Origin of the sequence: Micromonospora sp. NPDC049171 (assembly GCF_040648275.1) — a bacterium.
GTDB lineage: Bacteria > Actinomycetota > Actinomycetes > Mycobacteriales > Micromonosporaceae > Micromonospora.
The window spans coordinates 378,979-404,956 of record NZ_JBEZDJ010000002.1 but is presented as its reverse complement, the minus strand read 5'-3'; the positions used below and the strand labels follow the sequence as shown (position 1 = coordinate 404,956).

Below are 25,978 nucleotides of genomic sequence, written 5' to 3'. Positions count from 1 at the left end.
GCTTTCGCGGCCCACCACAACTCCTTGATCGACCCGGGCGGAGGCGGGGTTGAGGCGGGTTAGGGCGTCAGGCCGGCGTCGGTGAGGATCGGGCCGGTCAGCAGGAGGGCGCCGGCTACCAGGGCGGCCAGGTTGACCAGGGCGAAGACGGCCACCCAGAAGAGCGGCGGGAACGGGGTGAGCCCGGCGAGTTGGTCGGCGTCGGAAGCGGGCATCCGGCCCCGCGACCGCAGCCGTTGCAGCTCCACCACCGGCCGCACCCCGCCGAGCAGCAGGAACCACACCCCGGTGTACGCGAACGCGGCCTGCACCTGCGGCGTGGCGTACCACGAGACGGCGATCACCAGCGCGCCGGTGACCAGCAGCGACACCACGCCGAAGGCGTTGCGGATCATGATGAGCATGGCCAGCAGCAGCGCCACCGCCACCCAGAGCAGCAGGGTGATCCGGTTGCCGCCGAGCAGCCAGGCACCGGCCAGCCCGACCAGCGGCGGGGCGACGTAACCGGCGAGCAGGGTGAGGATCATGCCCGGCCCGGTGGGACGGCCGGCGGAGAGCGTCAGCCCCGACGTGTCCGAGTGCAGCCGGATGCCGCGCAGCTTGCGGCCGCTGAGCAGGGCGACAAGTGCGTGCCCGCCCTCGTGCGCGATGGTGATGGCGTTGCGGGCGATCCGCCACGGCAACCGGGTGGACACCACCACCAGCGCGATGGCCGCCGTGATCAACACCAGCAGCGGGGGCGGGTCCGGCTGAGCGCCGAACAGCGTGTCCCACGTATCGCCCAGCCCGTCGATCGACATCATGGGGCGCGAGCCTACCGGCGGCGTTCCGTGTCGCTCCCGGAGCACCGCCTCGTGATGCCTGAGACTTCGGGTGGCCATCGAGGATAGAGGTGATTGCAGATGGGGTCGTTGCCCTTGGAACACCATGTCGGGCTCTGGACCGAGGCCGACTACTTCGCCCTGGGTGAGACTCCGGACCGGATCGAACTGCTCGACGGGAGCCTGCTTCTGAGCCCGGTCCCGAGTAAGCGTCACCAGTTGGTGTCGCGCCGGCTGGCAGACCAGGTCGAGCGCGCAGCAGCAGGCCTCGCTGTCTTCGGGGCGGTCAACGTTCGGCTCGGCGTGGATCGAATCGTCATCCCCGACGTAGTTGTCGCGGACACCGACGACGAGGGCATGGCGGTGGAGGCCGCCGAGGTGGTGCTCGTCGGCGAGATCGTCTCGCCCGGCAACGCCGCTGCCGACCGGCTGGTCAAGATGCAGCTCTACGCCATCGCGCGAATCCCCTGGTACCTGCTGGTCGAGCAGGACGGCGACGGTCACTCGCTGCGGCTCTACCGGCTCGACGGTGAGCACTACGTCGAGGACCAGGTGGCCAAGGCGGGCGAGACGCTGAGCGTTGTCGAGCCGTTCCGCTGGCAGCTCGACCCGGCCACGCTGGGCTGATCCGTTCGACCCTCGCAACCGGGGCGACACATGCCCGTCGATGAAGCTTTTTTCAGCCGCCCTTGTGATCTAGGGCACTTACCTCCAAAGATGGTTGTCGATAGAGCGACGTCCTTGGAGGCATTCATGGCCCGTACCTCGTCATCGCTGCGCCGCGCACTCGCGGCCGGCCTCACCGTCCTCGCCACCGCGGCGGCGGCCCTGGTCGCGACCGCCGGACCGGCGGCCGCCGCCACCACACCCGGCATCGACGTGTCCCGTTACCAGGGCACCATCAACTGGACAAGCGTCCGCAACGCGGGCATCCAGTTCGCCTTCATCAAGGCGACCGAGGGCACCACCTACAAGGACCCGAACTTCAACGCCAACTACGTCAACTCGTACAACGCCGGGGTGATCCGCGGGGCGTACCACTTCGCCCGCCCGAACATCTCCGCCGGCTCGACCCAGGCCAACTACCTGGCTTCCAACGGCGGCGCCTGGTCCGCGGACAGCCGCACCCTGCCGGCGGCGCTGGACATCGAGGCCAACCCGTACAGCGGCGGCTACTGCTACGGCCTGAGCACCACCGGGATGCGCAACTGGGTGCAGGACTTCCTCAACACCTACCGGTCGCGCACCGGCCGGTACGCCGTCATCTACACCACCACGAGCTGGTGGAACCAGTGCACCGGCAGTTGGACCGGCCCGTGGGCGAACCACCCGCTCTGGCTGGCCCGCTGGGCCAGCGCGCCCGGTGCCCTGCCGGCCGGCGCGTCGGTGTGGAGCTTCTGGCAGTACACCAGCACCGGCGTCGTCTCCGGAATCAGCGGCAACGTGGACCGCAACTACTGGAACGGCGACCGCAGTCGACTGATCGCGCTCGCCAACAACACCTGATCGGGCCGTTGGCGGCAGCGGGATCGACGGTCACCACACGGTCGACAATCGGTCCGGCTGCCGCCACACCACCGGTGTCAGGCCCTCCGTCGGCTCAACACCGGCACCACGGCTTCCTCGCGGGCCAGCGCGCCGCGGCGGGTCAGCCGCCAGGCAGCCACCCCGAAGCCGGCAACCACCACGACGCCGAGCAGTGCGATGAGCGCCGGAATCCCCATCGTGACCAGCAGCAGGATCGCGTCGCCGAGCGCCACGAGCATCCACAGCGCCAGCCGAGGCCGGGTGTCCCTCCGTCGGTAACCCATGTCGTGCCTCCCTCCGTCGTCGACTGTCAATTACCCAGGACGACGGAGGGTCATGCGAATGAGTTTCAGTCCTGTCGGTCGGGCACGAAACCCTTGGCGATCCGGTCGAAGTTCGGCAGGTTGGCCTGCCAGTCCTTCTCGGCGATCTCCCACCGCAGGGCGTAGCCCCGGTTACTGGCCGTCACGAACCCACGGTTGCGGACGTGGATCCGCGTGCCGTCGCGGGTCTCCAGCCACTCCCAGTCGGAGCAGGTCTTCCAGAAGTCGCAGCGCACGATGCCGAGCTTCTGATAGTTCTTCACGATGTCCTTGCGGCCCGGCTCGATCCGCACCCAGTTCGCGTAGGCGTCCTTCTCCGGCCTCGGCGTCCACTGCACGAGCAACTCACCCGGGCCGTCGGGATCGTCGAAGACGACAGTGTCGCTGCTGGCCTCTTCGCGCACCCAGCCGTCCGGGATCGGCAGGGTGAAGCCGGCCGGGTCCCGGTGCAGCTTCCAGCCCGCCGGCAACGCGTTCGGGTCGACCGAGGGCGAGGCCGAGGGCGTCGCGCTGGGGGCACCGGTGGTGGGCGCCGGCGCAGCGGAACTCGGCGCCGCTGCCGACGTCCCGCCACCCCCGGTCGGCCCGGTCTGCGGTGTCGTGTCGTCGCCCTTGGTGAGCATCGGCACCACCACCACGAGGCCGATCAGCAGCAGGGCGACCACCGCCCCGATCAGCAGGTTGCGGCGGGTGTTGTTCGGCTTCGTGCCGTCGAACGGCGGCACCGACGCGCGACCCGCCGGACCCACCGGCGGCAAGAGCGACGTCGGCGTCGTCGGCCTGCGCTGTTCCGGAGCCACCGGCGGACCGTCGACCGCCGTCGGCTCGTCGTCGTTCGTCGTACCGTCGAAGGCGCTCGTCGTACCGTCGCCGGTCGTGTCGGCCGCGGCCGTGACCTTCGCGGTCGGGTCGGCATCGGCGGGGCGGTCGATCGGCGCGGTCGGCTCGGCCGGCACCGCCGCGGTCGGGTCGGCAGACACCGGCGCGGTCGGGTCGCCGTGCGCGCCGGAGGCAACGACGGCCGTCGGGGTGGCATCGGTGGCGGAGGTCGTAGCAGCGGCGGAGGTAGCGGAGGCCGGCGGCGACACCGGCCGGTCGACACTCTCGGCCGGTCGCGGCGCGGGGACGTGCGGCGGGCGCGGCTCGCGCGGGCCGTTCGGCCCCGGCCGGCGTACGCCATCAAGCAGCGAGATCCCGCGCGCCCGCTTGCCACCGGCGCGGCGCAGCAGGCGTTCCGCCACCTCGGCGGTGATCCGCTCGTTCGGATCCTTCCGCAGCAGCCCGTTCAGCACGGCCTTGAGCGGACCGGCGTTCTTCGGCGGCGGAATCGGCTCGGTCGCCAACGCCGCAAGGGTGCCGATCGCCGACGGCCGCGCGTACGGCGACTTGCCCTCGACCGCCGCGTAGAGCGTCGCGCCCAACGACCACAGGTCGGCCTCCGGGCCGGCGGTGCCGTCCCGAGCCCGCTCCGGCGAGATGTACGCGGGTGAGCCGAGCACCATGCCGGTGCGGGTCACGTTGGGGTCACCAGGAATGGTGGCGAGACCGAAATCGGTCAGCACCACCCGGCCGTCCTCGCCCAGCAACACGTTGCCGGGCTTGACGTCGCGGTGCATCACGCCCGCCTTGTGCGCGGCACTCAGCGCACCCAGCACGCCGAGGCCGATCTCCACCGTGCGGGCCACCGAGACGGGGCCATCCTCGGCCAGAGTGTCCTGCAACGACTTCGACGCCACGTACTCCATGACGATCCACGGATCGCCGTCGGTGCGCAGCACGTCGAAGATGCGGACGACGTTGGCGTGGTTGAGCCGGGCGATGGCCCGCGCCTCCCGCAGCGAGCGCTCGCGCATCTCGCGGCGCTCCTCATCGGTGAGACCGGGCGGCGGCACCAACTCCTTGATGGCGACGTCCCGGTGCAGCACCTCGTCGCGTGCCTTCCACACTCGGCCCATGCCGCCCTGGCCGAGCGGCGACAGGAGCCGGTATCGGTCAGCGACGAGTTGGGGAAGCGCGTTCGACATCGCTGAGACGGTACCCGGACCGGCTGACGCTCACACCGCCGGCACGCCACTGTGCGCTTCGCGTAACTTCGCGCCGCGTACCCTGGCGTCATGTCTGCCGAAGAGCCGCTGTTCCGGGTCGTTCGCGGCGTGCCCACCGCGGAGGAGTTGGCCGCCCTGGTCGGAGCGATCATCACCCGCTCCCGCCCTGCCGCCGCTCCCGCGCCGACGACCACGTCCGCCTGGGCGCGCAGCGGTCGGCCGGTCGCCTCCGGCGGGTGGCGTACCTCCGGCCTGCCCCGCGGCTGACCCGACCCGCCGGACGGGGGCTGCCAGGGGCACGGGGAGCGGTTACCCTCACTCAGGGAGACGATGCCGTGACACTTAGGGAGGACCCGTGATCCCTCAGGAGGACCGGCCAGCGCCCTGGCTGCGCGGTTACGGCGGCATCGAGGCCGACATCAGCCAGCTCAGAGAGTTCGCCGACCGGCTCGCCGCCGAGGTCGAGAGCAACTACGCGCCGCACCTGTCGTACATCGCCGAGGACATGTCCGCGAAGCTGCCCAACCCGTGCGACGCCTTCGTCGAGCTGGTCACGTTCCTGCACGCCCACCACGAGACGCAGCAGGCCACCGCCGACATCGTGTACGCCGTCCGCGGCGCCACCGGCCACCTGGCCGCCGCCGCCGACCAGGTCGCCACCCGATACGCCGACAGCGACGCCTTCACCGCCGCGCGAGTGGTGGACGTGCGACAGGCCCTCGCCGACCCCACCAGCATGCTGCCCGGCGGTCCGACACCGATGCTGACCGACCCGACCGGCGCCGACGCCGACACCGAAGGGCCGGTGGTGCTGCCATGATCGACCGGGGCACCGGCCGCACCTCCGGCCGCACCGACTGGCATCTGATGGACGTCAACAGCATGTGGGCCTGCCTACAGGACCACGACACCACCAACCACTGGAAGCAGGTCGCCGGCTGGCGCAAGGTCTGCGACCTGGCGCAAACCCACCTCAGCCGCCTCCGGGAATACCGGCGCGGGCTCGCCGAGGCGTGGCCACCCGAGACCAGCGCCGCCTCCAGCACGTACCTGGCCGAGCTCGACGAGCTGATCGACAAGGTGCAGCGCACCCACGACGCCGCCGCCGCGAACTACACCGCGCTCGCCGCCGCCACCCAGGCAATCGGCACCACCCGCGCCGCGCTCAGCAAGATCCACGAGGAGTACGCGACCAAGTCCCAACAGAAGCAGGCGTACGAGTCGATGGCCGCCGACCCGAAGGCGATATTGGGCAACCGGACCACCGAGGCGCCTGTTACTGACGCGGACCTGGAACGACTGAATACTCAGGCACGGACGGCCATGTTCAACCTCAGCGGTGAACTCCAACAAGCCCAAGCAACCCTCCAAAAACCACCAGCGGCGCGGCCCCCGGTTCAATCCGGAGATCCCGATGCATTAACTGCCGCTCCTACGGCACCAATCATTCCACCGATCATTCCGATACCAATGCCGACCGGCGGCAACCGTACGACGAGCCGCATTGCACCACCCGACGTGGCTGCACCAATTCCCCAGGCGCAGGGGGTTGGACCAGTGCTAGGTGGCGCGGGAAGTGGTCTCACAAATAACCCCACCACAGTAAACACAGGAAGCGCAGTCCCACCAGCGTCGGCCGCACACCCGGGACTTGGGCCCCCGCCGCCCAACACGCCGATCTCGCCCCACCCCATAACACCGCCTAGTTCGGGCGGACATACGCCTGCCGCCAGCCTCAGTAAACCTCAGGCCCTGCCTCCGACCCCGCCAGTGCGCTCAAGTCCGCCGAGTGGAGTTATCGGCGGCATGCCCACCGGCGGCATTACCCCGCTAGGACCAAACACGGCTCAGCCCCGCAAGGTCAACCCAATTGGCGGAGTGATCGGAGGTGGCGGTGCTGGGACCGGGCCAACCGGAGGCGCTGGGTCTCGCCCCGGCAGCGGTCGAACATTCACCTCCTCCCACGGCGGTCCTGCTCCGATCGGCGGTGCACCTTCGCTGGGCGGCAACCCAGGAATTGGACTGCCACCCGGGCGCCCGCGCCAGCAACAACAACTCGACGCGGACTCTAGCCGTCCCTGGGATCCGGACAATCCGTGGGAGACAGATCAAGGGGTGAATCCAATTGTTCGTCCTGGAAACGAGCAAGGCCCAATCGATCCTGGACCGGCCATCGGCTTCAATCGTTGAGCATGGGACTCAGCGGACCCCTTACGGCACTTTACGCGCTACTGGCGATGGCAACGCCAGTAGTAGCGCCTGCACCCGCAAGCCCCGCAGCAGGTACCGCTGCTCTAATTCGGCGCGAGCAATGGCACCTTGAATACTTGAAAATACCTGAGGCTCAGGGTATCAGTCGCGGCAACGGAGTCGTGGTCGCCGTCCCAGATACGGGGGTAGACCCCCATCCCGACCTCCGCAACAACCTGCTTCCAGGAACGGACGTCATCCCTGGCGGAAACGGTGACGGCAGGAGGGATTTGGACAGTCACGGCACATCAATGGCTGGACTTATTGCGGCTCACGGCCAAGGCGCAAGATCTGGAGCTCTAGGCATAGCACCAGAATCGAAGATACTCCCAATATTCGATTCACCGCCAAACGGGGACGGCCAGCCTGACGATTTAGCTCAGGGCATCAATTATGCTATCGCGAACGGTGCAGACATAATAAGCATCTCGTCTGTCGGCGGAAGCAGCTCGAGACTACGTGAATCTATCCGCAGTGCCCTCGACGCAGATATCGTCATCGTGGCCGGTATTGGTAATCTCCCCCGAGATCAAAGCGTCGGCTATCCGGCCAGCGAAGAGGGCGTTATCGCGGTTGGGGGCGTCGATCGCGCTGGACAACATGCTCCCATCTCGGTCACCGGGCCGAAGATCGATGTGGTCGCTCCTGCGGTCGACATCTACAGCACCAGCTACGGCGGAAAGTACTCGAAGGGGACTGGCACGTCGAGCGCGACGGCGATCGTGGCGGGTGCGGCTGCGCTGATCAGGTCTAAGTACCCGTACCTGCCCGCCCGAGAGGTGGCGCACCGGCTTACGACTACCGCCGTCGACAAGGGTCCTCCAGGGCGCGACGACGAATACGGCTACGGGGTGATCGATCTTGTGGCGGCGCTGACGGCAGACGTACCGCCGCTGGGGTTTGAGTCGGTTAGCGCTCCGGCCGGTGCTGGCCCGACCACGACGGCTGATGCTCGGCAGAGTGACGAAAGCGATGGCGCGACCGCGCGCGGCCTGGCCGTCCTTGGGGTGATCGTGGCCGTCGGGGTTGGGTGGGCAGTGATAGCGCGGCGGCGCCGGCGCGGTGATGATCCGCCGCCCAGAATCAGTCGCTGATCGATCAATGAAGCGGTGATCGACTCGGGTTCCTTGATGTCGGCGTGTCCTGGCAGCGGGACACCCCGACATCGCCGACATCGAGTCGATCCCCGTATTGGGCCGGGGCGGCAAGGGCGGTGATCCACTCGCCTTTCAGGAAACCGCGGTATCCGGGGCGAGGGGATGCCGCGTTTTCCTGAAAGTCGAGTGGATCAAGGATGGCTGACCATCCGGGCCAGCCGAACACCGAGCCACCGAGCAGCCGGCTCGCCGGGCAGCCTGCACTGGGCGGGGTTTCGGTCTCGGTGAGGGTTAGCCGGTAACGTCGGGTGGGTGTCTGAGACTCTGCCGCTCCGCCTCGTGCTCGCCTCGGCGAGCCCTGCCCGTCGCAAGTTGCTCCAGGCTGCCGGGATTGAGCCAGATGTGCTGGTCAGCGGGGTGGACGAGTCGTTGGTGGTGACCGAGCGGGCCGAGGAGTTGTGCCTGGAGTTGGCGCGGCTCAAGGCGCAGGCGGTGTTGACCCGGCTGAGCCCTGGCGCCGACCAGCGGACGTTGGTGATCGGGTGTGACTCCGTGCTCGCGTTCGACGGGGAGATCCTCGGCAAGCCAGCGGACCCAGCGGATGCCACCGGGCGTTGGCTGCGGATGCGGGGGCGCAGCGGCGTCCTGCACAGTGGGCACTGCCTGATCGACGTTGCCGCCGGGCGGCGCGCGGAGGCGGTCGCCTCGACCACTGTCCACTTCGCCGATATCAGCGACGACGAGATCGCCGCGTACGTGGCAAGTGGCGAGCCACTGGCGGTGGCCGGCGCGTTCACCATCGACGGGTTGGGCGGGCCGTTCGTGGAGCGGATCGAGGGTGACCCGGGGACGGTGGTCGGGTTGTCGATGCCGCTGCTGCGCCGCCTCCTCGCCGAGTTGGATCTGCGGATCACCGACCTGTGGACGAAGGTCGCGCCGGGCGGCCAATCGGTCGAGCCACTCGGTAACGTCCGGTCATGACCACGAAATCGATCCCGCTCACCGACGAACTGCACGAGTACCTGGTCGCGCACGGCTCCCCGCCCGACGAGATCATTTTGGACCTGGCCGAGGAGACCCGGTCGGTGCTGCCGGAGCACGCCACCATGCAGGTGGCACCGGAGCAGGCCGCCTTTCTGACATTCATGACGCGGCTGCTCGACGTACGGCAGGCCGTCGAGATCGGCACGTTCACCGGGCTCTCGTCGCTGGCGATCGCCCGCGGGTTGCCCGAGGGTGGGCGGCTGACCTGCTTCGACATCTCCGAGGAGTTCACCGGCATCGCCCGGCGCTACTGGGAGCGGGCCGGCGTGCAGGACCGGATCGAGCTGCGCATCGGCCCGGCCGGGGAGACGTTGCGGGAGTTGCCGCACGAGCGCTACCTGGACTTCGCGTTCATCGACGCCGACAAGACGGGCTACCCGGTCTACTGGGCCGAGTTGGTGCCCCGGATGCGGCCCGGTGGAGTGATCGCGGTCGACAATGTCCTGCGCGGCGGACGGATCGTGGCGCCGCAGGACGAGGGCGACCGGGCGATCGCCGCTTTCAATGATGAGGTGTTGGCCGACGTACGGGTGGACCCGGTGATGCTGCCGATCGCGGACGGCCTCACCCTCGCCCGGGTGCGTTGACCGGCAACGCCCGCCGGCCGTTCTGATCCACTCGGGTTCCTGAAAGTCGCGGCATCCCAGGCGTTAGGACACCGCGACTTTCAGGAAAGCGAGTCGATCACGCCCGGACCAGGCGCCGAACACGCCGGGACCGTCGGATCAGCGGACGCTGCGGGCGAACTGGCGGGCGGCCCAGTAGACGCCGAGCGCGGCGAGCACCGCGGTGATGCTGAGGCCCTGCCAGACCTTGTCGCTGGCCAGGTCACCGGCGAACAGCGCCCGGGTGCCGTCGACCGCCCAGGAGAACGGGTTCCAGTTGGCGATGCCCTGCAACCAGCCGGGGGCGAAGGTGAGTGGCAGCAGGATGCCGGACAGCAGCAGCACCGGCTGCGCCACAGTGTTCATCAGGGGGGCCAGCGCATCCTCGCTCTTGACCTTGAGAGCGACGCCGTAGGAGACGGCCGAGGTCATGAGGGCGATCAGGGCGAGCATCAGGTACGCCAGCAACAGGTCCCCGATGAACACCCGCAGGTCGAACAGGAGCGCCAGCAGGGTGATGATGATCGCCTGCACGACGAGCGACACGACGTCACGCAGCGAGCGACCGAGCAGCAGGGCGAGCCGACTGATCGGGGTGACCCGGGAGCGTTCGATGACGCCGGCGCGCAGTTCGGCGATCAGGCCGAAGCCCTGGAACAGACCCCCGAAGATCGCCAGCAGCACCAACAGGCCGGGTACGAAGATCTTGTAGGCGGCGGCCTGGGTGGGCGCGTTCAGTGCCGGCTTGAGCAGCGGGGCGAAGAGCAGCAGGTACATGACCGGCTGGAACACGCCGACGAAGACCCAGACCGGGTTGCGCAGCAGGAGTTGCGTCTGGCGCTGGAAGATCAGCCAGGTGTCACGGGCGAATTTCATGAGTGGTCTCCGGGTGGTCAGGACTCGCGCAGCGAGCGGCCGGTCTTGGTGAGGAAGACGTCGTCCAGGCTGGGTCGGTGCAGCTCGATCGAGCGCAGCTCCAGCCCGGCCTGGTCGAGCCTGCGCAGCACCTGCGGGATGGCGGTGGCGCCCTCGTCGACGTAGAGGCGCAGGCCGCCCTCGTCGATGGCCTCCAGCTTGTTGACGTAGGCCTCGCCGTCGAGCACCTGGGTGGCCTGCGGGGTTGCGGCCAGGTCGAGACCGACAAGCACCACGTCGCCGGAGATCTCGCGCTTGAGCTCGGCTGGCGTGCCCTCGGCCACCACCTCGCCGTTGTCCATGATCGCGATCCGGTCGCAGAGCGCGTCGGCCTCGTCCAGGTAGTGCGTGGTGATGAAGACGGTCATCCCGTCGTTGCGAAGCCGCCGGATCTCGTCCCACATGTGTGCGCGGCTCTGCGGGTCGAGGCCGGTGGTCGGCTCGTCCAGGAAGACGATCTTCGGCTCGTGGATGATGCCGAGCGCGATCTCGACCCGTCGGCGCTGACCTCCGGAGTAGGTCTTGCACTTGCGGTCCGCGTACTCGGTGAGCTGGAAGGCGTCCAGCGCGCGGACCGCGCGCCGCTGCGCGTCGGCCTTGCTGATGCCATACATGCGGGCGTGCAGCACCAGCTCGTCGCGGGCGGTGGACTCGTCCCAGGTGCTGCCGCCCTGCGGGACGTAGCCGATGCGCCGGCGCACCTCGGCTGGGTCCTTGCGCAGGTCGGCACCGGCGATGGTGGCGTCACCGCCGTCCGGCTCGATGAGCGTGGCGAGCATCCGCAGCGTAGTGGTCTTGCCGGCGCCGTTCGGGCCGAGGAAGCCGAAGATCTCGCCTTCGGCGACCTCGAGGTTGACGCCGCGTACGGCGTCCACCGTCTTCGTCTCTCGACCCGCGCGGGAGCGGAACGACTTCCGCAGCCCCCTGGTCTCGATCATTTCTGCTCCTGGTCGTTCGGGCCGGCGGGACCGGCCGTCGAGTGTCGTTCGGGCCGGCCGCGCGCCGGCCGTCGAGTGGGACGAACGCCGGACGGCGCACTCCCCCGCTGTGCCGACAGCAGGCTAACGCGATATAGCTCTTTTAGTCAACGTTGATTATTCCGCCTGTGTCGGTGGCGCCGACTCCGGGCGCCCCTTCCACCCCGACCAACCCTCGGCGCTCTCCAGCTCAGCAGGCAGGTACGACACGCCGGAGTCGATCCGTTCCGCGATCCGCTCGCACCACCCCATCTCCGCCTCCGCCCGCGCCGCCCACAGCTCGAACATCCAGCCCACGTGCGCCGGCTTGCGGTTACGCACCCAGTCCGACTCGAGGGAGGCCCGCATCGACTCGACGCCGGCACGCAGCAGATTGGCCCGATTGCGCAGGGCGGCGGCGGCCTCGGCACGCGGCATGGCCGGCAGGAAGGAGAAGGCCACCGCGAAGGGGTCCGATGGCTCGACGAGGTTCCACCAGAGGTTGCGCAGCATCGTCTCGAACTCGTCCTCACCCTTGGCGGTCACCTCGTAGGTGGTGCGGGCCGGACGGGCGCCGACCTGCTCGGTGGCGACGGCACGGAGCAGCCCCTCCTCGGTGAGCTTGCGCAGGGCGTGGTAGATCGAGCCGGGCTGCACGTTCGCCCACTTGTCCGCGCTCCAGCTCAACAGCTCGCGGCGCACGTCGTAGCCGTGCACGGGCTGCATCCACCGCACCAGACCGAGGATCATCATTCGAGTCGCAGACACCCAGCAAGCGTAATAGCCAAGTTTGACTATGATGAGTGCCGCATTCCACACTGAGCGATCGTTAGGGTCAGCGGGGCGGCCGATACACTCCCCGTCAGTAACCTGCCCGGTGAGGAGCTACGAAGGTGCGCAAGGTACTCATCGCCAACCGCGGCGAGATCGCCGTTCGGGTGATCCGTGCGTGCCGCGACGCCGGCCTGGGCAGCGTCGCCGTGTACGCGGACTCCGACCGTGCGGCCCTGCACGCCACCCTCGCGGACGAGGCGTACGCGCTCGGCGGGGACAGCGCGACCGAGACCTACCTGCGCATCGACAAGCTGCTCGACGTGGCCGCCCGCGCCGACGCGGACGCCGTACACCCGGGTTATGGCTTTCTCAGTGAGAACGCCGACTTCGCCCAGGCGGTCATCGACGCGGGGCTGACCTGGATCGGCCCCACCCCGCAGGCGATCCGCGACCTGGGCGACAAGGTCACCGCCCGGCACATCGCGCAGCGCGCCGGCGCGCCGCTGGTGCCCGGCACTCCCGACCCGGTGGCCAGCCCGGACGAGGTGATGGCGTTCGCCGTCGACCACGGCCTGCCGGTCGCCATCAAGGCCGCCTTCGGCGGCGGCGGGCGCGGCCTCAAGGTCGCCCGGACGATGGAGGAGATCCCCCAGCTCTTCGAGTCGGCCACCCGGGAGGCGGTCGCCGCGTTCGGCCGCGGCGAATGCTTCGTCGAGCGTTACCTCGACCAACCGCGCCACGTCGAGGCGCAGGTCCTCGCCGACCAGCACGGCAACGTGATCGTGGTCGGCACCCGGGACTGCTCGTTGCAGCGTCGGCACCAGAAGCTCGTGGAGGAGGCGCCCGCGCCGTTCCTCACCGACGCCCAGCGGGCCCAGATCCACGACAGCGCCAAGGCGATCTGCCGCGAGGCCGGCTACCACGGTGCCGGCACCGTCGAATACCTGGTCGGCAAGGACGGCACCATCTCCTTCCTGGAGGTCAACACCCGACTCCAGGTCGAGCACCCGGTCACCGAGGAGACCGCCGGCATCGACCTGGTGCGCGAGCAGTTCCGGATCGCCGACGGCGCGAAACTGCGGAGCACCGAGGACCCGACGCCGCGCGGGCACTCGATCGAGTTCCGGATCAACGGCGAGGACCCGGGCCGTAACTTCCTGCCCGCCCCGGGCACGGTCACCGCGCTGCGACTGCCCACCGGCCCGGGTGTGCGGGTGGACACCGGCATCTCGGCCGGCGACGTGATCGGCGGCAACTTCGACTCACTGCTAGCCAAGCTGATCATCACCGGGGAGACGCGGGCCGAGGCACTGGAGCGCGCCCGCCGGGCCCTGGACGAGATGATCGTCGACGGGATGGCGACCGCGCTGCCGTTCCACCGGCTGGTCGTGCGGGACGAGGCGTTCACCGCCGAACCGTTCACCGTGCACACCCGCTGGATCGAGACGGAGTTCCACAACACCGTGCCGCCGTTCGCCGCCGCCGCCGGCGCCGCCGAGGCGCCGGCCGAACGCGAGACCGTCGTGGTCGAGGTGGGCGGCAAGCGCCTGGAGGTCAGCCTCCCCGCCGGCTTCGGCGGGAGTACGACCACCGCGGCACCCGCCTCCCGTAAGCCGACGCGACGCGGCGGGGCGGCCAAGGCCGGCGCACCGGTCAGCGGTGACGCGCTCACCTCGCCCATGCAGGGCACCATCGTCAAGATCGCGGTAGCGGACGGCGACACCGTGGCCGAGGGAGACCTGGTGGTGGTGCTGGAGGCGATGAAGATGGAGCAGCCGTTGCACGCGCACAAGGCGGGCACGGTCAGCGGGCTCACCGCCGAGGTCGGCGCCGTGCTCACCGCCGGTGCCCCCATCTGCACCATCGCCTGACGGGCCCTTCCGAAGAGCTGGGCGCGGTGGGAGTGGTTTGCGGCACCGCACCCGGCAGCGGCGGCCGGGAGCGGGAATGATGGTCGGGTGCGGTTCCTTCACGGCGCGGCCCCCGCGCACGACCTGACCTATACCGACGTCTTCATGGCGCCGGCCCGTTCCGACCTGGGTTCCCGGCTCGACGTCGACCTGTCCACCGGTGACGGCACCGGCACCACCATCCCACTCGTGGTGTCCAACATGACGGCGGTCGCCGGCCGGCGGATGGCCGAGACGGTGGCCCGGCGCGGTGCGATCGCGGTGATCCCGCAGGACATCCCGATCGAGGTCGTCGCGACCGTCGTCGCCTGGGTGAAGCAGCGGCACCTGGTCTACGACACGCCGATCACCCTGGGCCCGACCGAGACCGTGGGTGACGCCATCCACCTGCTGCCCAAGCGCTCGCACGCGGCGGTGATCGTGGTCGACGACGCCGGCCGGCCGATGGGCGTGGTCACCGAGGCGGACACCACGGGCGTGGACCGGTTCGCCCAGCTGCGGCACGTGATGTCCACCGAGCTGCACACCGTCCCGGCGGACGCGGACCCGCGTACCGGCTTCGACCTGCTGTCCGCGGGTCGTCGCCGGCTCGCTCCGGTGGTGGACGCCGACGGCCGGCTGGTCGGGGTGCTGACCCGCCAGGGCGCGCTGCGCGCCACCCTCTACACGCCGGCCGTGGACGACCGGGGCCGACTGCGCATCGCCGCGGCCGTCGGCATCAACGGTGACGTGACCGGCAAGGCCGCCGCACTGCTGGAGGCGGGGGTGGACACGCTGGTCGTGGACACCGCGCACGGCCACCAGGCGCGGATGATCTCCGCGCTCCAGGCGGTCCGCAAGCTGGACCCGGGAGTGCCCGTGGCGGCCGGCAACGTGGTCACCGCAGAGGGGGTACGCGACCTGGTCGAGGCAGGTGCGGACATCATCAAGGTCGGCGTCGGGCCGGGCGCGATGTGCACCACCCGGATGATGACCGGCGTGGGTCGGCCGCAGTTCTCCGCCGTCCTCGACTGCGCGACCGCCGCCCGGCAACTGGGCCGGCACGTCTGGGCCGACGGTGGGGTGCGGCACCCCCGCGACGTGGCGCTGGCACTCGCCGCCGGTGCGTCGAACGTGATGATCGGCTCGTGGTTCGCCGGCACCTACGAGTCCCCCGGCGACCTCTACAGCGAGCCGGACGGCCGGCGGTACAAGGAGAGCTTCGGGATGGCCTCGGCTCGGGCGGTCAGCGCCCGAACCGCCGATGACAGCCCGTACGACCGGGCCCGCAAGGCGGTGTTCGAGGAGGGCATCTCCTCGGCCCGGATGTACCTGGACCCGGCCCGACCCGGCGTCGAGGACCTGATCGACGAGATCATCGCCGGGGTACGCAGCGCCTTCACCTACGCCGGCGCCCGAAACCTGACGCAGTTCCACGAACAAGCCGTCGTGGGCGTCCAAAGCGCCGCCGGCTTCACCGAAGGAATGCCCCTACCCACAAGCTGGTAACCCCCACCCCCGCTCCTCCCCCCAACCCCCACCCCCCTCCCGCCCCGCCCCGCCCCCGTTGATCATGGAGTTATTGCCACCCGCGTCGGCGTGTCGTGGCAATAACTCCATGATCAACCGAGGGAAGGGGGGAGGGGCGAGGGAGGAGCGGGGGTGGGGTGGGGTGCTTTGGTTGTCTCGCTTGGGCCGCGCACCGGTCCTGTAGATCGTGTTCGTGGCTACCGCTGCGGTAATATCGTTTGGCCCCTGACTATCAGGGAGCTAATCTGCTTCCTGTGGAAATCGTGACCCTCCAGGACGTGCCGCTCGGCAGGCTGCTGATGGTGGCCGGGCACCTCGTCGAACAGCGGTGGAACCGCTACCTCGCCGAGGAGCACGGTCTCACCCACGCCGGCATGGTGACGCTGATGACGCTCGCCCGACACGGCGAACTGCCCCACCGGGAGGTCGCCGAGATGGGCTTCGTTCGCCCGGCGACCCTGACCGGCATCGTGGACACGCTCGCCCGGGACGGGCTGGTCGAGCGGCAGCGCGACGACAGCGACCGACGCAGCATCCGCCTCGCGATCACCCCCGCCGGTCGGGACCGGGTGGCGGCACTCACGGCCCTGATCCACTCCGGACGCCCCATCACCTCGGTCGACGCCGACCCGGCGAAGGCACAGGTGATCCGGGAGTTCCTGCTAGAGGTCATCGGCAGCGGGGACGACCCGCGGATGACCGGCCGCCCTACCGAGCAGAAGGACCCGGCGTGCTGATCCGACTGTTGCGCAACCAACTGCGCACCTACCAACGACCGTTGCTGGCGGTGGTGCTGCTCCAGTTCGTGGGCACCATGGCCTCGCTCTACCTGCCCAGCCTCAACGCCGACATCATCGACAAGGGCGTGGCCCGGGGCGACACCGACTACATCGTGCACACCGGCGGGTGGATGCTGCTGGTCAGCCTGGTCCAGATCGTCTGTTCGATCGCCGCGGTCTACCTGGGCGCGCGGGTCGCGATGGGCTTCGGCCGAGACGTCCGGGCCACGCTGTTCGGGCACGTCAACCGCTTCTCCGCCCGCGAGGTGGCCCGGTTCGGGGCGCCGTCGCTGATCACCCGCAACACCAACGACGTGCAACAGGTGCAGATGCTCGTCCTGATGAGCTGCACCATGCTGGTCGCCGCGCCGATCATGAGCGTCGGCGGCGTGGTGATGGCGCTGCGCGAGGATGTCGGGCTCTCCTGGCTGATGCTGGTCAGCGTGCCGGTCCTGGCCATCACGCTCGGCGCGATCATCCGTCGGATGGTGCCGGGCTTCCGGCTGATGCAGACCCGCATCGACACGGTCAACCGGGTGCTGCGCGAGCAGATCACCGGCATCCGGGTGGTCCGCGCGTTCGTCCGCGAGCCGTACGAGACGGACCGCTTCGGCGTGGCCAACGCCGACCTGACCGCCACCGCCCTGCGGACCGGCCGGTTGCTGGCGCTGATCTTCCCGGTGGTCATGCTGGTGCTGAACGTCTCCAGCGTGGCGGTGCTCTGGTTCGGCGCACAGCGGGTGGACGCCAACGCAATCGAGATCGGCGCGCTCACCGCTTTCCTGCAATACCTGATGCAGATCCTGATGGCCGTGATGATGGCCACCTTCATGCTGATGATGGTGCCCCGGGCCGCGGTCTGCGCCGAGCGGATCGTCGAGGTGCTGGACACCGACTCCTCGGTGGTCCCGGCCGCCGCGCCGGTCAGCGAGCTGGCCACCCGGGCCGAGTTGGAGCTGCGCGGGGTGCGCTTCCAGTACCCGGGCGCGGTGGAGCCGGTGCTGCGGGACATCTCCTTCCGGGCCACCCCGGGCACCACCACGGCGATCATCGGCAGCACCGGCGCCGGCAAGACGACACTGCTGTCGCTGATACCCCGCCTGGTCGACGTCACCGCCGGCGCGGTGCTCGTCGACGGGGTGGACGTGCGCGAGCTGGCGCCCGACGAGCTGTGGCGGCGGATCGGCCTGGTGCCGCAGCGGCCGTACCTGTTCACCGGGACTGTCGCCAGCAACCTGCGCTACGGCAACCCGGACGCCACCGACGAGGAGCTGTGGGCGGCGCTGGAGATCGCCCAGGCCCGGGACTTCGTGTCCCAGATGCCCGGCGGCCTGGAGGCACCGGTCGCGCAGGGCGGCACCACCGTCTCCGGTGGGCAGCGGCAGCGCCTGGCCATCGCGCGGGCGTTGGTCCGGCAGCCGGAGATCTACCTCTTCGACGACTCGTTCTCGGCGCTCGACCTGGGCACCGACGCGCGGCTGCGCGCGGCACTGCGGCCGGTCACCGCGCAGTCCGCGGTGATCATCGTGGCCCAGCGGGTCTCCACGATCATCGACGCCGACCAGATCATCGTTCTGGAGAACGGAGGTGTCGTCGGAGTGGGACGACACGCGGACCTGTTGGAGACCTGCCCGACGTACGCCGAGATCGTGGCGTCCCAGCAGACCACGGAGGTGGCGGCATGAGCGAGCGCGACGAGCCGCGCGGCGCGGCCGTACCCAGTCAGAAGCCGGCCGCCGACGGACGGACGCCGGGAGGTGGCGCGCCGCAGGGCGCAGCCACGCCGCAGCCCGGCGGTGGCGGGGCGACGCCGAAGCGGCTGCCGCCCGGCCGTCCGGGCGGTGGCCCACCGTGGATGAGCGCCGGGATGCCCGCCGAGAAGTCGATGAACTTCGGGCCGTCCGCCCGGCGGTTGCTCGGCCGGCTGCGCCCGCACCGGCTGCACCTGGCCGCGATCATCACGTTGGCCGTGGTCAGCGTCGGGTTCAGCGTGGCCGGGCCGAAGATCCTCGGCCACGCCACCGACCTGATCTTCACGGGGGTGATCGGCCGGGACCTGCCCGCCGGCACCACCGCCGAGCAGGCCGTCGCCGCGGCGCGAGCCAGCGGCAACAACAGCTTCGCCGACATGCTGGCCCGGATGGACGTGGTGCCCGGTGTGGGCATCGACTTCACCGCCCTGGGTCGGGTGCTGCTGCTGGCGCTCGGGCTCTACCTGGCCGCGAGCGTGCTGTCCTGGTGGCAGGGCTGGCTGCTCAACGGGGTGGTCCAGCGCACCGTGCTGCGGCTGCGCGCCGAGGTGGAGGAGAAGCTCAACCGGCTGCCGCTGCCGTACTTCGACAGGCAGCCGCGCGGCGAGCTGCTCAGCCGGGTCACCAACGACATCGACAACATCTCGACAAGCCTCCAGCAGACGCTGAGTCAGCTGCTCACGTCGCTGCTGACCGTCGTCGGCGTGCTGGCCGTGATGTTCTGGATCTCACCGCTGCTGGCCCTGGTGGCCCTGGTCGCCGTGCCGCTGTCGGTGCTTGTCACCCAGCGCATCGCCAAGCGCTCGCAGAAGCAGTTCATCGCCCAGTGGACGCACACCGGTGAGCTGAACGGCCAGATCGAGGAGGCGTACACCGGTCATGAGCTGGTGAAGGTCTTCGGCCGGCAGCGTGAGGTGGAGGCCGCGTTCCACGCGAAGAACGAGGAGTTGTTCCGGGCGAGCTTCGGGGCGCAGTTCATCTCCGGGATCATCATGCCGTCGATGATGTTCATCGGAAACCTGAGCTACGTGGCGATCGCCGTGGTCGGCGGGCTGCGGGTCGCCTCCGGCACGATGAGCCTGGGCGACGTGCAGGCGTTCATCCAGTACTCCCGCCAGTTCACCCAGCCGCTCACCCAGCTCGCCTCGATGGCCAACCTGCTCCAGTCCGGCGTGGCGTCGGCCGAGCGGGTGTTCGCGGTGCTCGACGCCGACGAGCAGACTCCCGACCCGGTCCAGCCGGCCCGGGTCACCAACCCGCACGGGCGGGTCGAGTTCGAGCACGTCTCGTTCCGCTACAAGTCGGACAAGCCGCTGATCGACGACCTGTCGCTGGTCGCCGAGCCGGGGCACACGGTCGCGATCGTCGGGCCGACCGGCGCCGGCAAGACCACCCTGGTCAACCTGGTCATGCGGTTCTACGAGCTGGACGCCGGCCGGATCACGCTCGACGGGGTGGACATCACCACGATGCGCCGCGACGACCTGCGCGGCCGGATCGGCATGGTGCTCCAGGACACCTGGCTCTTCGGCGGCACCATCCGCGACAACATCGCCTACGGGCGGCCGGACGCGACCGAGGAGGAGATCCTCGCCGCGGCTCGGGCGACCTTCGTGGACCGGTTCGTGCGCAGCCTGCCGGACGGCTACGACACGGTCATCGACGAGGAGGGCAGCAACGTCAGCGCCGGTGAGAAGCAGCTCATCACCATCGCCCGCGCGTTCCTCGCCGAGCCGTCGCTGCTGATCCTGGACGAGGCCACCAGCTCGGTGGACACCCGCACCGAGGTGCTGCTGCAACGGGCGATGGCCGCGCTGCGCTCGGACCGGACCAGCTTCGTCATCGCGCACCGGCTCTCCACCATCCGCGACGCCGACCTGATCCTGATGATGGAGGACGGTCAGATCGTCGAGCAGGGCACCCACGAGCAGTTGCTCGCCGCCCACGGCGCCTACCACCGGCTCTACCGCTCCCAGTTCACCGGTGCCGTCGCCGACGAGGAAGCCGCCGATCCGGCCGCCCAGCCCGCAGCGGTCTGAGGCGGGTCGCCGTGCGCGCCACGCGACCGACGGCGACCCACCCCAGCTCGGCGGGTGGGTCAGCCGACCGGCAGCAGCTCGGCGGCGCGCGCGGCGACCTGCCCGCCGATCAGGGCGAGCGCCGCGTCCGCGGGCATCGGATCCAGGGACCGACCGCCGCGCAGACGCAGCGCGAGGCGCCCGCCGGCCGCCTCCCGGGCACCCAACACCCCGAGGTACGGGATACGGCGGCGGGCCGCGTCCCGGATCCGGGCGCCCAGCGAGCCGGCGACGTCCACCTCGACCCGCAGGCCGGCGTCGACGGCCCGCCGGGCCAGGTCGGCCGCCGCATCGGCCTGCCCGGTGTCGACCGGCAGCAGGACCAGCTGGACCGGCGCGTACCAGGCCGGGAAGGCGCCCTCGTGCACCTCGATGAGGTACGCGAAAAGCCGCTCCATGCTGCCGACGAGGCTGCGGTGCACCATGACCGGTCGACGCCGGCTGCCGTCCGAGTCGGTGTACGACAGGTCGAACCGTTCCGGCTTGTCGAAGTCCAGTTGGATGGTGGAGATGGTCGACTCGCGGCCGGCGGCGTCGACGATCTGAATGTCGATCTTCGGGCCGTAGAAGGCCGCCTCCCCCGGCGCCTCGACGTACTCCACCCCGGCCAGCGCGCTGCGGAGCAGGTCCTCCGCGAGGCCCCACTGCGCGTCGTCGCCGACGTACTTCTCGCCCGGTCCGCGCAGCGACAGCCGGAAGCCGGCCGGACGGACGCCGAGCGCGGCGTGCGCGGCGCGGATCAGCCGGAGGATCTCGACGACCTCCCCGCCCACCTGCTCGGGGGCGCAGAAGGTGTGCGCGTCGTTGAGCGAGATGGCGCGTACCCGGGACAGCCCGCCGAGCACCCCGGAACGCTCCGAGCGGTACATTCCGCCCAACTCCGCGATCCGCAGCGGCAGCTCGCGATAGGAGCGGCCCCGGGCGCGGAAGACCAGGGCATGGTGCGGGCAGAGCGCCGGCCGGAGCACGAACTCGTCGTCCGCGCTCAGCCGCATCGGCGGGAACATGTCGTCGGCGAAGTAACCGAGATGCCCGGAGAGTTCGAACAGTTCGCGTTTACCCAGCGGGGGCGAGTAGACGTGCTGGTGGCCGGAGCCGCGCTCCAACTCCCGGAGGTACTCCTCCACGGCATGCCGGGCGGCGGCGCCGGCCGGCAGCCAGATCGGCAGGCCGGCACCGGCCAGCGGATCGGAGACGAAGAGGTCCAGCTCGCGGCCGAGCCTGCGGTGGTCGATCATGTCGGGCTCCTGGATCGGGTACGACCCGGAGGCGACCTGGGCTCCGTTCGGCGCGCGGCCCTCCGGGGCGGATCGCCCCGGGGCCTGGTCGACGGTGGTTACGTCAGAGCGGCGCGCCGGGGATTCCCGGCGTCGTGGTCACCACTACCGCACTGCGCATACGGCGACCGTACTCGCCGGACGACCGGGGGCGCACCCGGATTCGCGGCGGCGAGGGAGGAGGTGGGCCGCCGGCGCGGGACCCGCCGGCGGCCCTCGCGGCCCGATTCGTCAGGAACGGGGGACCCGACGGGCGTGGGCCGCGCCCGTCAACGGTACGCCGACGTACGCCGATTCGCCGACCGGTCCGGCACGGGTGGGACGGGCACCGGACCCGTCACCCGAGACTGGTTCGCCTCGTTGTATCCGGGTGGGTCCTGTCGTGTCGACCGTCACGACGGGCCGGGCCTGTCCACCGTGACGCCGGACACGCCGTCAGGCTCAGGGCACCCAATCGGCCGCATTCGGCGAGGTGGCAGGCGTGCCCGAACTACTGACTGACGTCGCATCGCCGACGTGGGCGTACCTGGTGCTGCTCGCCCTGCTGATCGCGGACGCCTTCGTCCCGGTGATCCCCACCCAGATCGTCATGATCACCAGTGGTGCGCTCACCGTCTACGGCGGGCTCAACCTGCCGGTCACCATCGCCGTCGGCGCACTCGGCGTCTTCGCCGGCGACCTGGCCTGCTACCTGCTCGGACGCAACGCACCGGACCGGCGGGCACCCCGGCACGCCGAGCTGAGCCGGGCCCGCCGAGTGGCCAGTCGGGTCACCAAGGGGCTGCGCCAACCCGGGCCGATGGTCATCCTGCTCTGCCGGTTCGTGCCCGGCGGCCGGATGGCGGCCTGTTTCTCGGCCGGCCGCAGCCGCTACCCGTACCGGCTGTTCGTGCTCTACGAGGCAGTCGCCGCGCTGGGCTGGGCCACCTACGGCGCGCTGGTCGGGCACCTCGGCGGCACCGCGCTCACCGAGTCGGCGTGGCGGCTGGCCATCATCGCCACCGCCGCCGCGGCCGGGTTCGCCGCGGCCGGATGGGCCATGACGCTGCTCAGTGCCCGCCACGCCCGCGCCGCCGGAGCAGACATCCCCATCGACTGAGTGTCGGCCCGCCCTTCGGGTATAAGCTGGACTTATATTGACACGATGTGGGACGTCAAACTTCATCCTCAGGTCGAGGAGTGGTTCCTCGACCTCTGCAGGACGGCCGTACCCTTGGCGGACGATCGGTTTCAGGAGCACCTCATCAGCCTGAAAGGCACACAACGATGACCGGTGGAACTGACTGGCGGGACGTGAAGGCGAAGGCCCGGGAGCTCGACCCGTCCTGGGATCATCCGGAGCGGGTTGCCCGACGGGCTCAGCAGCGCGAGCAGATGTTGGCGTCAGTCAGCGGTGCGCAGTTGGCGGAGATCCGTAAGCAGTTGGGCATGACCCAAACCCAGCTCGCCGAGGCCGCCGGGCTAACCCAGGCGAGGATCAGCCAGATCGAGAACGGCGAGCACACCAGCCTGGAAACACTCCGTGCCTACGTCACTGGACTCGGGGGCCACCTCGACGTCGTCGCCCGCATCGGGAACATCCGCCTGAACGTTGCCTGACCGAGCGATGGCCGCCTGTGGAGAGGCCAACACACGGCCGCACCTGAGGGGACCACACCGACTCTCCGGATGCCTCTAGGGGTCGTCTCTCGGGGCGATCTCGGTGTCCGTCCCGGATCCGGCTCGGGTGTCAGCGGCGACAGGCTGAGTCATGCCTGGAACCCGCAACACCGGCCTGCTGGCGCTCGGCGGGATCGCCCTGGCGGCGCTGCTCACCGTGATCGGTCACCTCGAAGTCAACGACGACCTCAACCCGTGGGCGCTGACCATCAGCGACTTCGCGGTCTCCGACCGGGGCGGCGTCATCGACGTCGCCATGGTGGTGCTGGCGCTCGCCACGGTGGCGCTGCTGTACGGGCTACGCCGCACCGGCCCGCCCCGACCGCGCGCTGGGACCGCCGAGCTGCTGCTCGGCGGGTGGGTGGGCGGGCTGCTGCTGGCCGCACTGGTGCCGACGAACGAGCCCGGCACCGCCATGACCACCGCCGCGTACGTCCACCGGTACGCCTCGGTCGTCGCCTTCCTGGCGCTGCCGGTCGGCGGTTGGCTGCTCGCCCGCCGACCGGATCTGGCCCCCGCGGCCCGGACGCTCCGCACCCTCGTCCTGTTCAGCCTGGCCCTGGCGGCGGCCATGGTCTGGTCCGCCTACCCCGGCGACCGGGTGCTCATCGGCCTGGCCGAACGCCTGCTCATCCTCACCGAGGTGGCGGTGCTGGCCACGGTGGCGATGACCCAGACCCGGCGGGTCACTCCAGTTCGTGCAGCATGAGCTGGCGGGCCGCCTCGGTGATCGAGCCGGACAGCGACGGGTAGATGGTGATGGTCTGGGCCAGCTCGTTGACCGTCAGGTTGTTCTCCACGGCCATGGTGATGGGCAGGATCAGCTCGCTGGCCTTCGGCGCGACCACCACACCGCCGATCACCTGGCCGCTGGCCGGACGGCAGAACAGTTTCACGAAGCCGTCGGAGAGATCGTCCATCTTCGCCCGGGCGTTGCCGGACAGCGGCAACATCACCTGCCGGGCCGGGGTCTTGCCCGCGTCCACCTCGTCCTGCGAGACGCCCACCGTGGCCAGCTCCGGGTCGGTGAAGACGTTCGCGGCGACGGTACGCAGCCGCAGCGGGCGCACCGCCTCACCGAGCGCGTGCCACATGGCGATCCGACCCTGCATCGCGGCGACGCTGGCCAGCAGCAGCACCCCGGTGCAGTCGCCGGCGGCGTAGATGCCGGGCACGTTGGTGCGGGAGACCCGGTCGACTGTCACGTAGCCGCCCCGGCCCAGCTCCACGCCGTACTCGGTCAGGCCCAGGTTGGCCGTGTTCGGGATGGACCCGACCGTGATCAGCGCGTGCGAGCCGGTGACCCTGCGGCCGTCGGAGAGCTCCACCTCGACGCCGTCGGCGGTACGCCGGACCGCGTCGGCCCGGGAGTTGTTGAGGATCTCCATGCCCCGGTTGCGGAAGACCCGTTCGATGGCGGACGCGGCGTCGGCGTCCTCGTGCGGCATCACCCGGTCGCGACTGGACACGAGGGTGACCTGGACCCCCATCGCCAGGTACGCGCTGGCGAACTCCGCACCGGTGACACCGGAACCGACCACGATCAGGTGCTCGGGCAGCTCCGGTAGGTCGTACACCTGGCGCCAGGTCAGGATGCGCTCGCCGTCCGGGACGGCGGTGGGCAACTGGCGGGGTGTCGAGCCGGTGGCCACCAGCACGGTGGTCGCCGCGATGGAGTATTCCTCGCCGCCGTCCGCGGGAGTCACGACGACCCGGTGGGTGTGCCCGAGGGCGTCCTCGCCGAGCCGCGCGGTGCCGGCCACGACGGTGACGCCGGCCTTGAGCAGCTTGGCGTGGATGTCGGCGGACTGCGCCAGCGCCAACCGCTTGACCCGCTCGTGCACGGCCCGCGCGTCGACGGTGACCGCCTCCAGGCCGTCCGAGTGCACCCCGAACTCCTCGGTGTCCCGGTAGCCGGTGACCACCTGGGAGCTGGCGATGAACGTCTTCGACGGTACGCAGTCGGAGAGCACACACGCGCCGCCCGCCCCGTCGGCCTCGACCACTGTGACATCGGCGTCCAGCTGGGCGGCGACCAGGGCCGCCTCGTACCCGGCCGGCCCCCCGCCGATGATCACGATCCGGCTCACAGCGTTCGCCCTTCGTCCATTTTCACAGTGACTTTGTTCTCCCGAGCGCATTCGACACGCACTGTCGTATTCTCCCCCACCCGTCCGCCGGGCTATCGTCATCGCCGTGCGTCATCACGCCGCCTACGGCTCAAATCTCGACCCTGCCCGGATGCGTGCCTACTGTCCGCATTCGCCGATGGTGGGCACCGGCTGGCTGGAAGGCTGGCGGCTGACCTTCGCCGGGGCGGACGTGATCGGCTGGGAGGGCGCGGTCAGCACCCTCGTCGAGTCGCCCGGTGACCGGGTCTTCGTGGCGCTCTACGACATCCACCCGTACGACGCGGGCCAGCTCGACGAGATCGAGGGCGTGACCGCCGGCACGTACCGCAAGCTGCACGTCCGGGTCTCCACCCTCGACGGCGACGTGACCGCGTGGATCTACGTCTTCAACGGGTACGAGGGCGGCCTGCCGACCTCGTGGTATGTGTCCGAGATCGCGAACGCCGCCGAGAAGGCGGGCGCCCCGGACGACTACGTCACCGAGCTGCGGTCCCGCCCCACCGGCACCGCGTCGGCGTAGCAGCGC

Annotated in this window: 25 protein-coding genes; 17 read left to right on the top strand and 8 right to left on the bottom strand. The window is 70.1% G+C overall.

Annotated elements, in window-relative coordinates; genetic code table 11:
- Positions 1 to 59: 59 nt before the first annotated feature.
- Positions 60 to 803 (bottom strand): M50 family metallopeptidase, encoded by a 744-nt coding sequence (locus tag AB0B14_RS04670; RefSeq protein WP_357076463.1) that lies wholly within the window; start codon positions 801 to 803, stop codon positions 60 to 62.
- A gap of 99 nt (positions 804 to 902) precedes the next feature.
- Here AB0B14_RS04670 and AB0B14_RS04665 point away from each other — a divergent pair, with 99 nt between their 5' ends.
- Both AB0B14_RS04665 and AB0B14_RS04660 read left to right on the top strand, forming a co-directional pair.
- A complete protein-coding gene (locus tag AB0B14_RS04665) occupies positions 903 to 1,448 on the top strand; it encodes a Uma2 family endonuclease (RefSeq protein ID WP_357521258.1) in 546 nt (181 codons plus the stop codon).
- Positions 1,449 to 1,574: 126 nt separating this feature from the next.
- Positions 1,575 to 2,327, top strand: a complete 753-nt coding sequence (locus AB0B14_RS04660) for a GH25 family lysozyme (RefSeq protein WP_204946130.1) — start codon at positions 1,575 to 1,577, stop codon at positions 2,325 to 2,327.
- Positions 2,328 to 2,404: 77 nt separating this feature from the next.
- On the opposite strand, the gene AB0B14_RS04655 is transcribed toward AB0B14_RS04660, so the two are convergent.
- Positions 2,405 to 2,632 carry a hypothetical protein gene (locus AB0B14_RS04655; protein WP_357521256.1) on the bottom strand — a complete coding sequence of 76 codons (228 nt, stop codon included), beginning with the start codon at positions 2,630 to 2,632 and terminating at the stop codon, positions 2,405 to 2,407.
- Positions 2,633 to 2,697: 65 nt separating this feature from the next.
- The gene (locus AB0B14_RS04650) at positions 2,698 to 4,695 is read right to left on the bottom strand and encodes a protein kinase (protein ID WP_357521254.1); all 1,998 of its coding nucleotides are present in this window, start codon (positions 4,693 to 4,695) and stop codon (positions 2,698 to 2,700) included.
- Positions 4,696 to 4,785: 90 nt separating this feature from the next.
- On the opposite strand from AB0B14_RS04650, the gene AB0B14_RS04645 reads away from it, so the two are divergent.
- The 6 genes from AB0B14_RS04645 to AB0B14_RS04620 all read left to right on the top strand — a co-directional run bounded on the left by AB0B14_RS04645 (position 4,786) and on the right by AB0B14_RS04620 (position 9,694).
- Positions 4,786 to 4,983 (top strand): acyl-CoA carboxylase subunit epsilon, encoded by a 198-nt coding sequence (locus tag AB0B14_RS04645; protein WP_357521253.1) that lies wholly within the window; start codon positions 4,786 to 4,788, stop codon positions 4,981 to 4,983.
- A gap of 88 nt (positions 4,984 to 5,071) precedes the next feature.
- Entirely contained in the window at positions 5,072 to 5,536 is a 465-nt protein-coding gene (locus AB0B14_RS04640) for a hypothetical protein (protein ID WP_357076446.1), read from the top strand.
- Positions 5,533 to 6,906, top strand: a complete 1,374-nt coding sequence (locus AB0B14_RS04635; protein ID WP_357521251.1) for a hypothetical protein — start codon at positions 5,533 to 5,535, stop codon at positions 6,904 to 6,906. Before AB0B14_RS04640 ends, AB0B14_RS04635 begins: the two co-directional genes overlap by 4 nt.
- Positions 6,907 to 6,908: 2 nt before the next feature.
- Positions 6,909 to 8,060: a type VII secretion-associated serine protease mycosin gene (gene mycP, locus AB0B14_RS04630; protein ID WP_357521249.1), complete on the top strand. Its 1,152-nt coding sequence runs from the start codon at positions 6,909 to 6,911 to the stop codon at positions 8,058 to 8,060.
- Between the two features lie 315 nt (positions 8,061 to 8,375).
- Positions 8,376 to 9,044, top strand: coding sequence for a nucleoside triphosphate pyrophosphatase (locus AB0B14_RS04625; protein WP_357076439.1), 669 nt, complete (start codon positions 8,376 to 8,378; stop codon positions 9,042 to 9,044).
- Positions 9,041 to 9,694, top strand: coding sequence for an O-methyltransferase (locus AB0B14_RS04620; RefSeq protein ID WP_357521247.1), 654 nt, complete (start codon positions 9,041 to 9,043; stop codon positions 9,692 to 9,694). The genes AB0B14_RS04625 and AB0B14_RS04620 overlap by 4 nt, the downstream gene beginning before the upstream one ends.
- Before the next feature lie 138 nt (positions 9,695 to 9,832).
- Here the strand turns inward: AB0B14_RS04620 and AB0B14_RS04615 are convergent, their stop codons facing one another.
- The 3 genes from AB0B14_RS04615 to AB0B14_RS04605 all read right to left on the bottom strand — a co-directional run bounded on the left by AB0B14_RS04615 (position 9,833) and on the right by AB0B14_RS04605 (position 12,336).
- Complete coding sequence (locus AB0B14_RS04615) at positions 9,833 to 10,588, bottom strand: ABC transporter permease (RefSeq protein WP_357076433.1); 756 nt, start codon at positions 10,586 to 10,588, stop codon at positions 9,833 to 9,835.
- Positions 10,589 to 10,605: 17 nt separating this feature from the next.
- Positions 10,606 to 11,565: an ATP-binding cassette domain-containing protein gene (locus AB0B14_RS04610; protein WP_357076430.1), complete on the bottom strand. Its 960-nt coding sequence runs from the start codon at positions 11,563 to 11,565 to the stop codon at positions 10,606 to 10,608.
- Positions 11,566 to 11,721: 156 nt separating this feature from the next.
- Complete coding sequence (locus AB0B14_RS04605; RefSeq protein ID WP_357521316.1) at positions 11,722 to 12,336, bottom strand: PadR family transcriptional regulator; 615 nt, start codon at positions 12,334 to 12,336, stop codon at positions 11,722 to 11,724.
- 140 nt (positions 12,337 to 12,476) lie between these two features.
- On the opposite strand from AB0B14_RS04605, the gene AB0B14_RS04600 reads away from it, so the two are divergent.
- The 5 genes from AB0B14_RS04600 to AB0B14_RS04580 all read left to right on the top strand — a co-directional run bounded on the left by AB0B14_RS04600 (position 12,477) and on the right by AB0B14_RS04580 (position 20,345).
- Positions 12,477 to 14,228 carry a biotin carboxylase N-terminal domain-containing protein gene (locus AB0B14_RS04600; RefSeq protein WP_357521245.1) on the top strand — a complete coding sequence of 584 codons (1,752 nt, stop codon included), beginning with the start codon at positions 12,477 to 12,479 and terminating at the stop codon, positions 14,226 to 14,228.
- An 87-nt stretch (positions 14,229 to 14,315) separates the two neighbouring features.
- On the top strand, positions 14,316 to 15,755 hold the full coding sequence (locus AB0B14_RS04595; protein ID WP_357521243.1) for a GuaB1 family IMP dehydrogenase-related protein: 1,440 nt from the start codon (positions 14,316 to 14,318) through the stop codon (positions 15,753 to 15,755).
- Positions 15,756 to 16,030: 275 nt separating this feature from the next.
- On the top strand, positions 16,031 to 16,513 hold the full coding sequence (locus AB0B14_RS04590; protein WP_357076421.1) for a MarR family transcriptional regulator: 483 nt from the start codon (positions 16,031 to 16,033) through the stop codon (positions 16,511 to 16,513).
- Complete coding sequence (locus tag AB0B14_RS04585; protein ID WP_357521241.1) at positions 16,507 to 18,240, top strand: ABC transporter ATP-binding protein; 1,734 nt, start codon at positions 16,507 to 16,509, stop codon at positions 18,238 to 18,240. Before AB0B14_RS04590 ends, AB0B14_RS04585 begins: the two co-directional genes overlap by 7 nt.
- 182 nt (positions 18,241 to 18,422) lie before the next feature.
- A complete protein-coding gene (locus AB0B14_RS04580) occupies positions 18,423 to 20,345 on the top strand; it encodes an ABC transporter ATP-binding protein (protein WP_357521314.1) in 1,923 nt (640 codons plus the stop codon).
- A 59-nt stretch (positions 20,346 to 20,404) separates the two neighbouring features.
- Here AB0B14_RS04580 and thrS read toward each other — a convergent pair whose 3' ends face one another.
- Entirely contained in the window at positions 20,405 to 21,622 is a 1,218-nt protein-coding gene (gene thrS, locus AB0B14_RS04575) for a threonine--tRNA ligase (RefSeq protein ID WP_357521239.1), read from the bottom strand.
- Between the two features lie 520 nt (positions 21,623 to 22,142).
- On the opposite strand from thrS, the gene AB0B14_RS04570 reads away from it, so the two are divergent.
- From AB0B14_RS04570 to AB0B14_RS04560, 3 genes are all read left to right on the top strand, one after another.
- Entirely contained in the window at positions 22,143 to 22,760 is a 618-nt protein-coding gene (locus AB0B14_RS04570; RefSeq protein ID WP_357521237.1) for a DedA family protein, read from the top strand.
- Between the two features lie 167 nt (positions 22,761 to 22,927).
- The gene (locus AB0B14_RS04565; protein WP_357076405.1) at positions 22,928 to 23,260 is read left to right on the top strand and encodes a helix-turn-helix transcriptional regulator; all 333 of its coding nucleotides are present in this window, start codon (positions 22,928 to 22,930) and stop codon (positions 23,258 to 23,260) included.
- A gap of 151 nt (positions 23,261 to 23,411) precedes the next feature.
- Positions 23,412 to 24,029, top strand: coding sequence for a DUF998 domain-containing protein (locus AB0B14_RS04560; RefSeq protein ID WP_357521235.1), 618 nt, complete (start codon positions 23,412 to 23,414; stop codon positions 24,027 to 24,029).
- Here AB0B14_RS04560 and AB0B14_RS04555 read toward each other — a convergent pair.
- A complete protein-coding gene (locus AB0B14_RS04555) occupies positions 24,007 to 25,410 on the bottom strand; it encodes an NAD(P)H-quinone dehydrogenase (protein ID WP_357076400.1) in 1,404 nt (467 codons plus the stop codon). The two genes, AB0B14_RS04560 and AB0B14_RS04555, sit on opposite strands and share 23 nt — an antisense overlap.
- Positions 25,411 to 25,516: 106 nt before the next feature.
- Between AB0B14_RS04555 and AB0B14_RS04550 the strand changes: the two genes are divergently transcribed.
- Entirely contained in the window at positions 25,517 to 25,972 is a 456-nt protein-coding gene (locus tag AB0B14_RS04550) for a gamma-glutamylcyclotransferase (RefSeq protein WP_357076397.1), read from the top strand.
- Positions 25,973 to 25,978 lie beyond the last annotated feature (6 nt).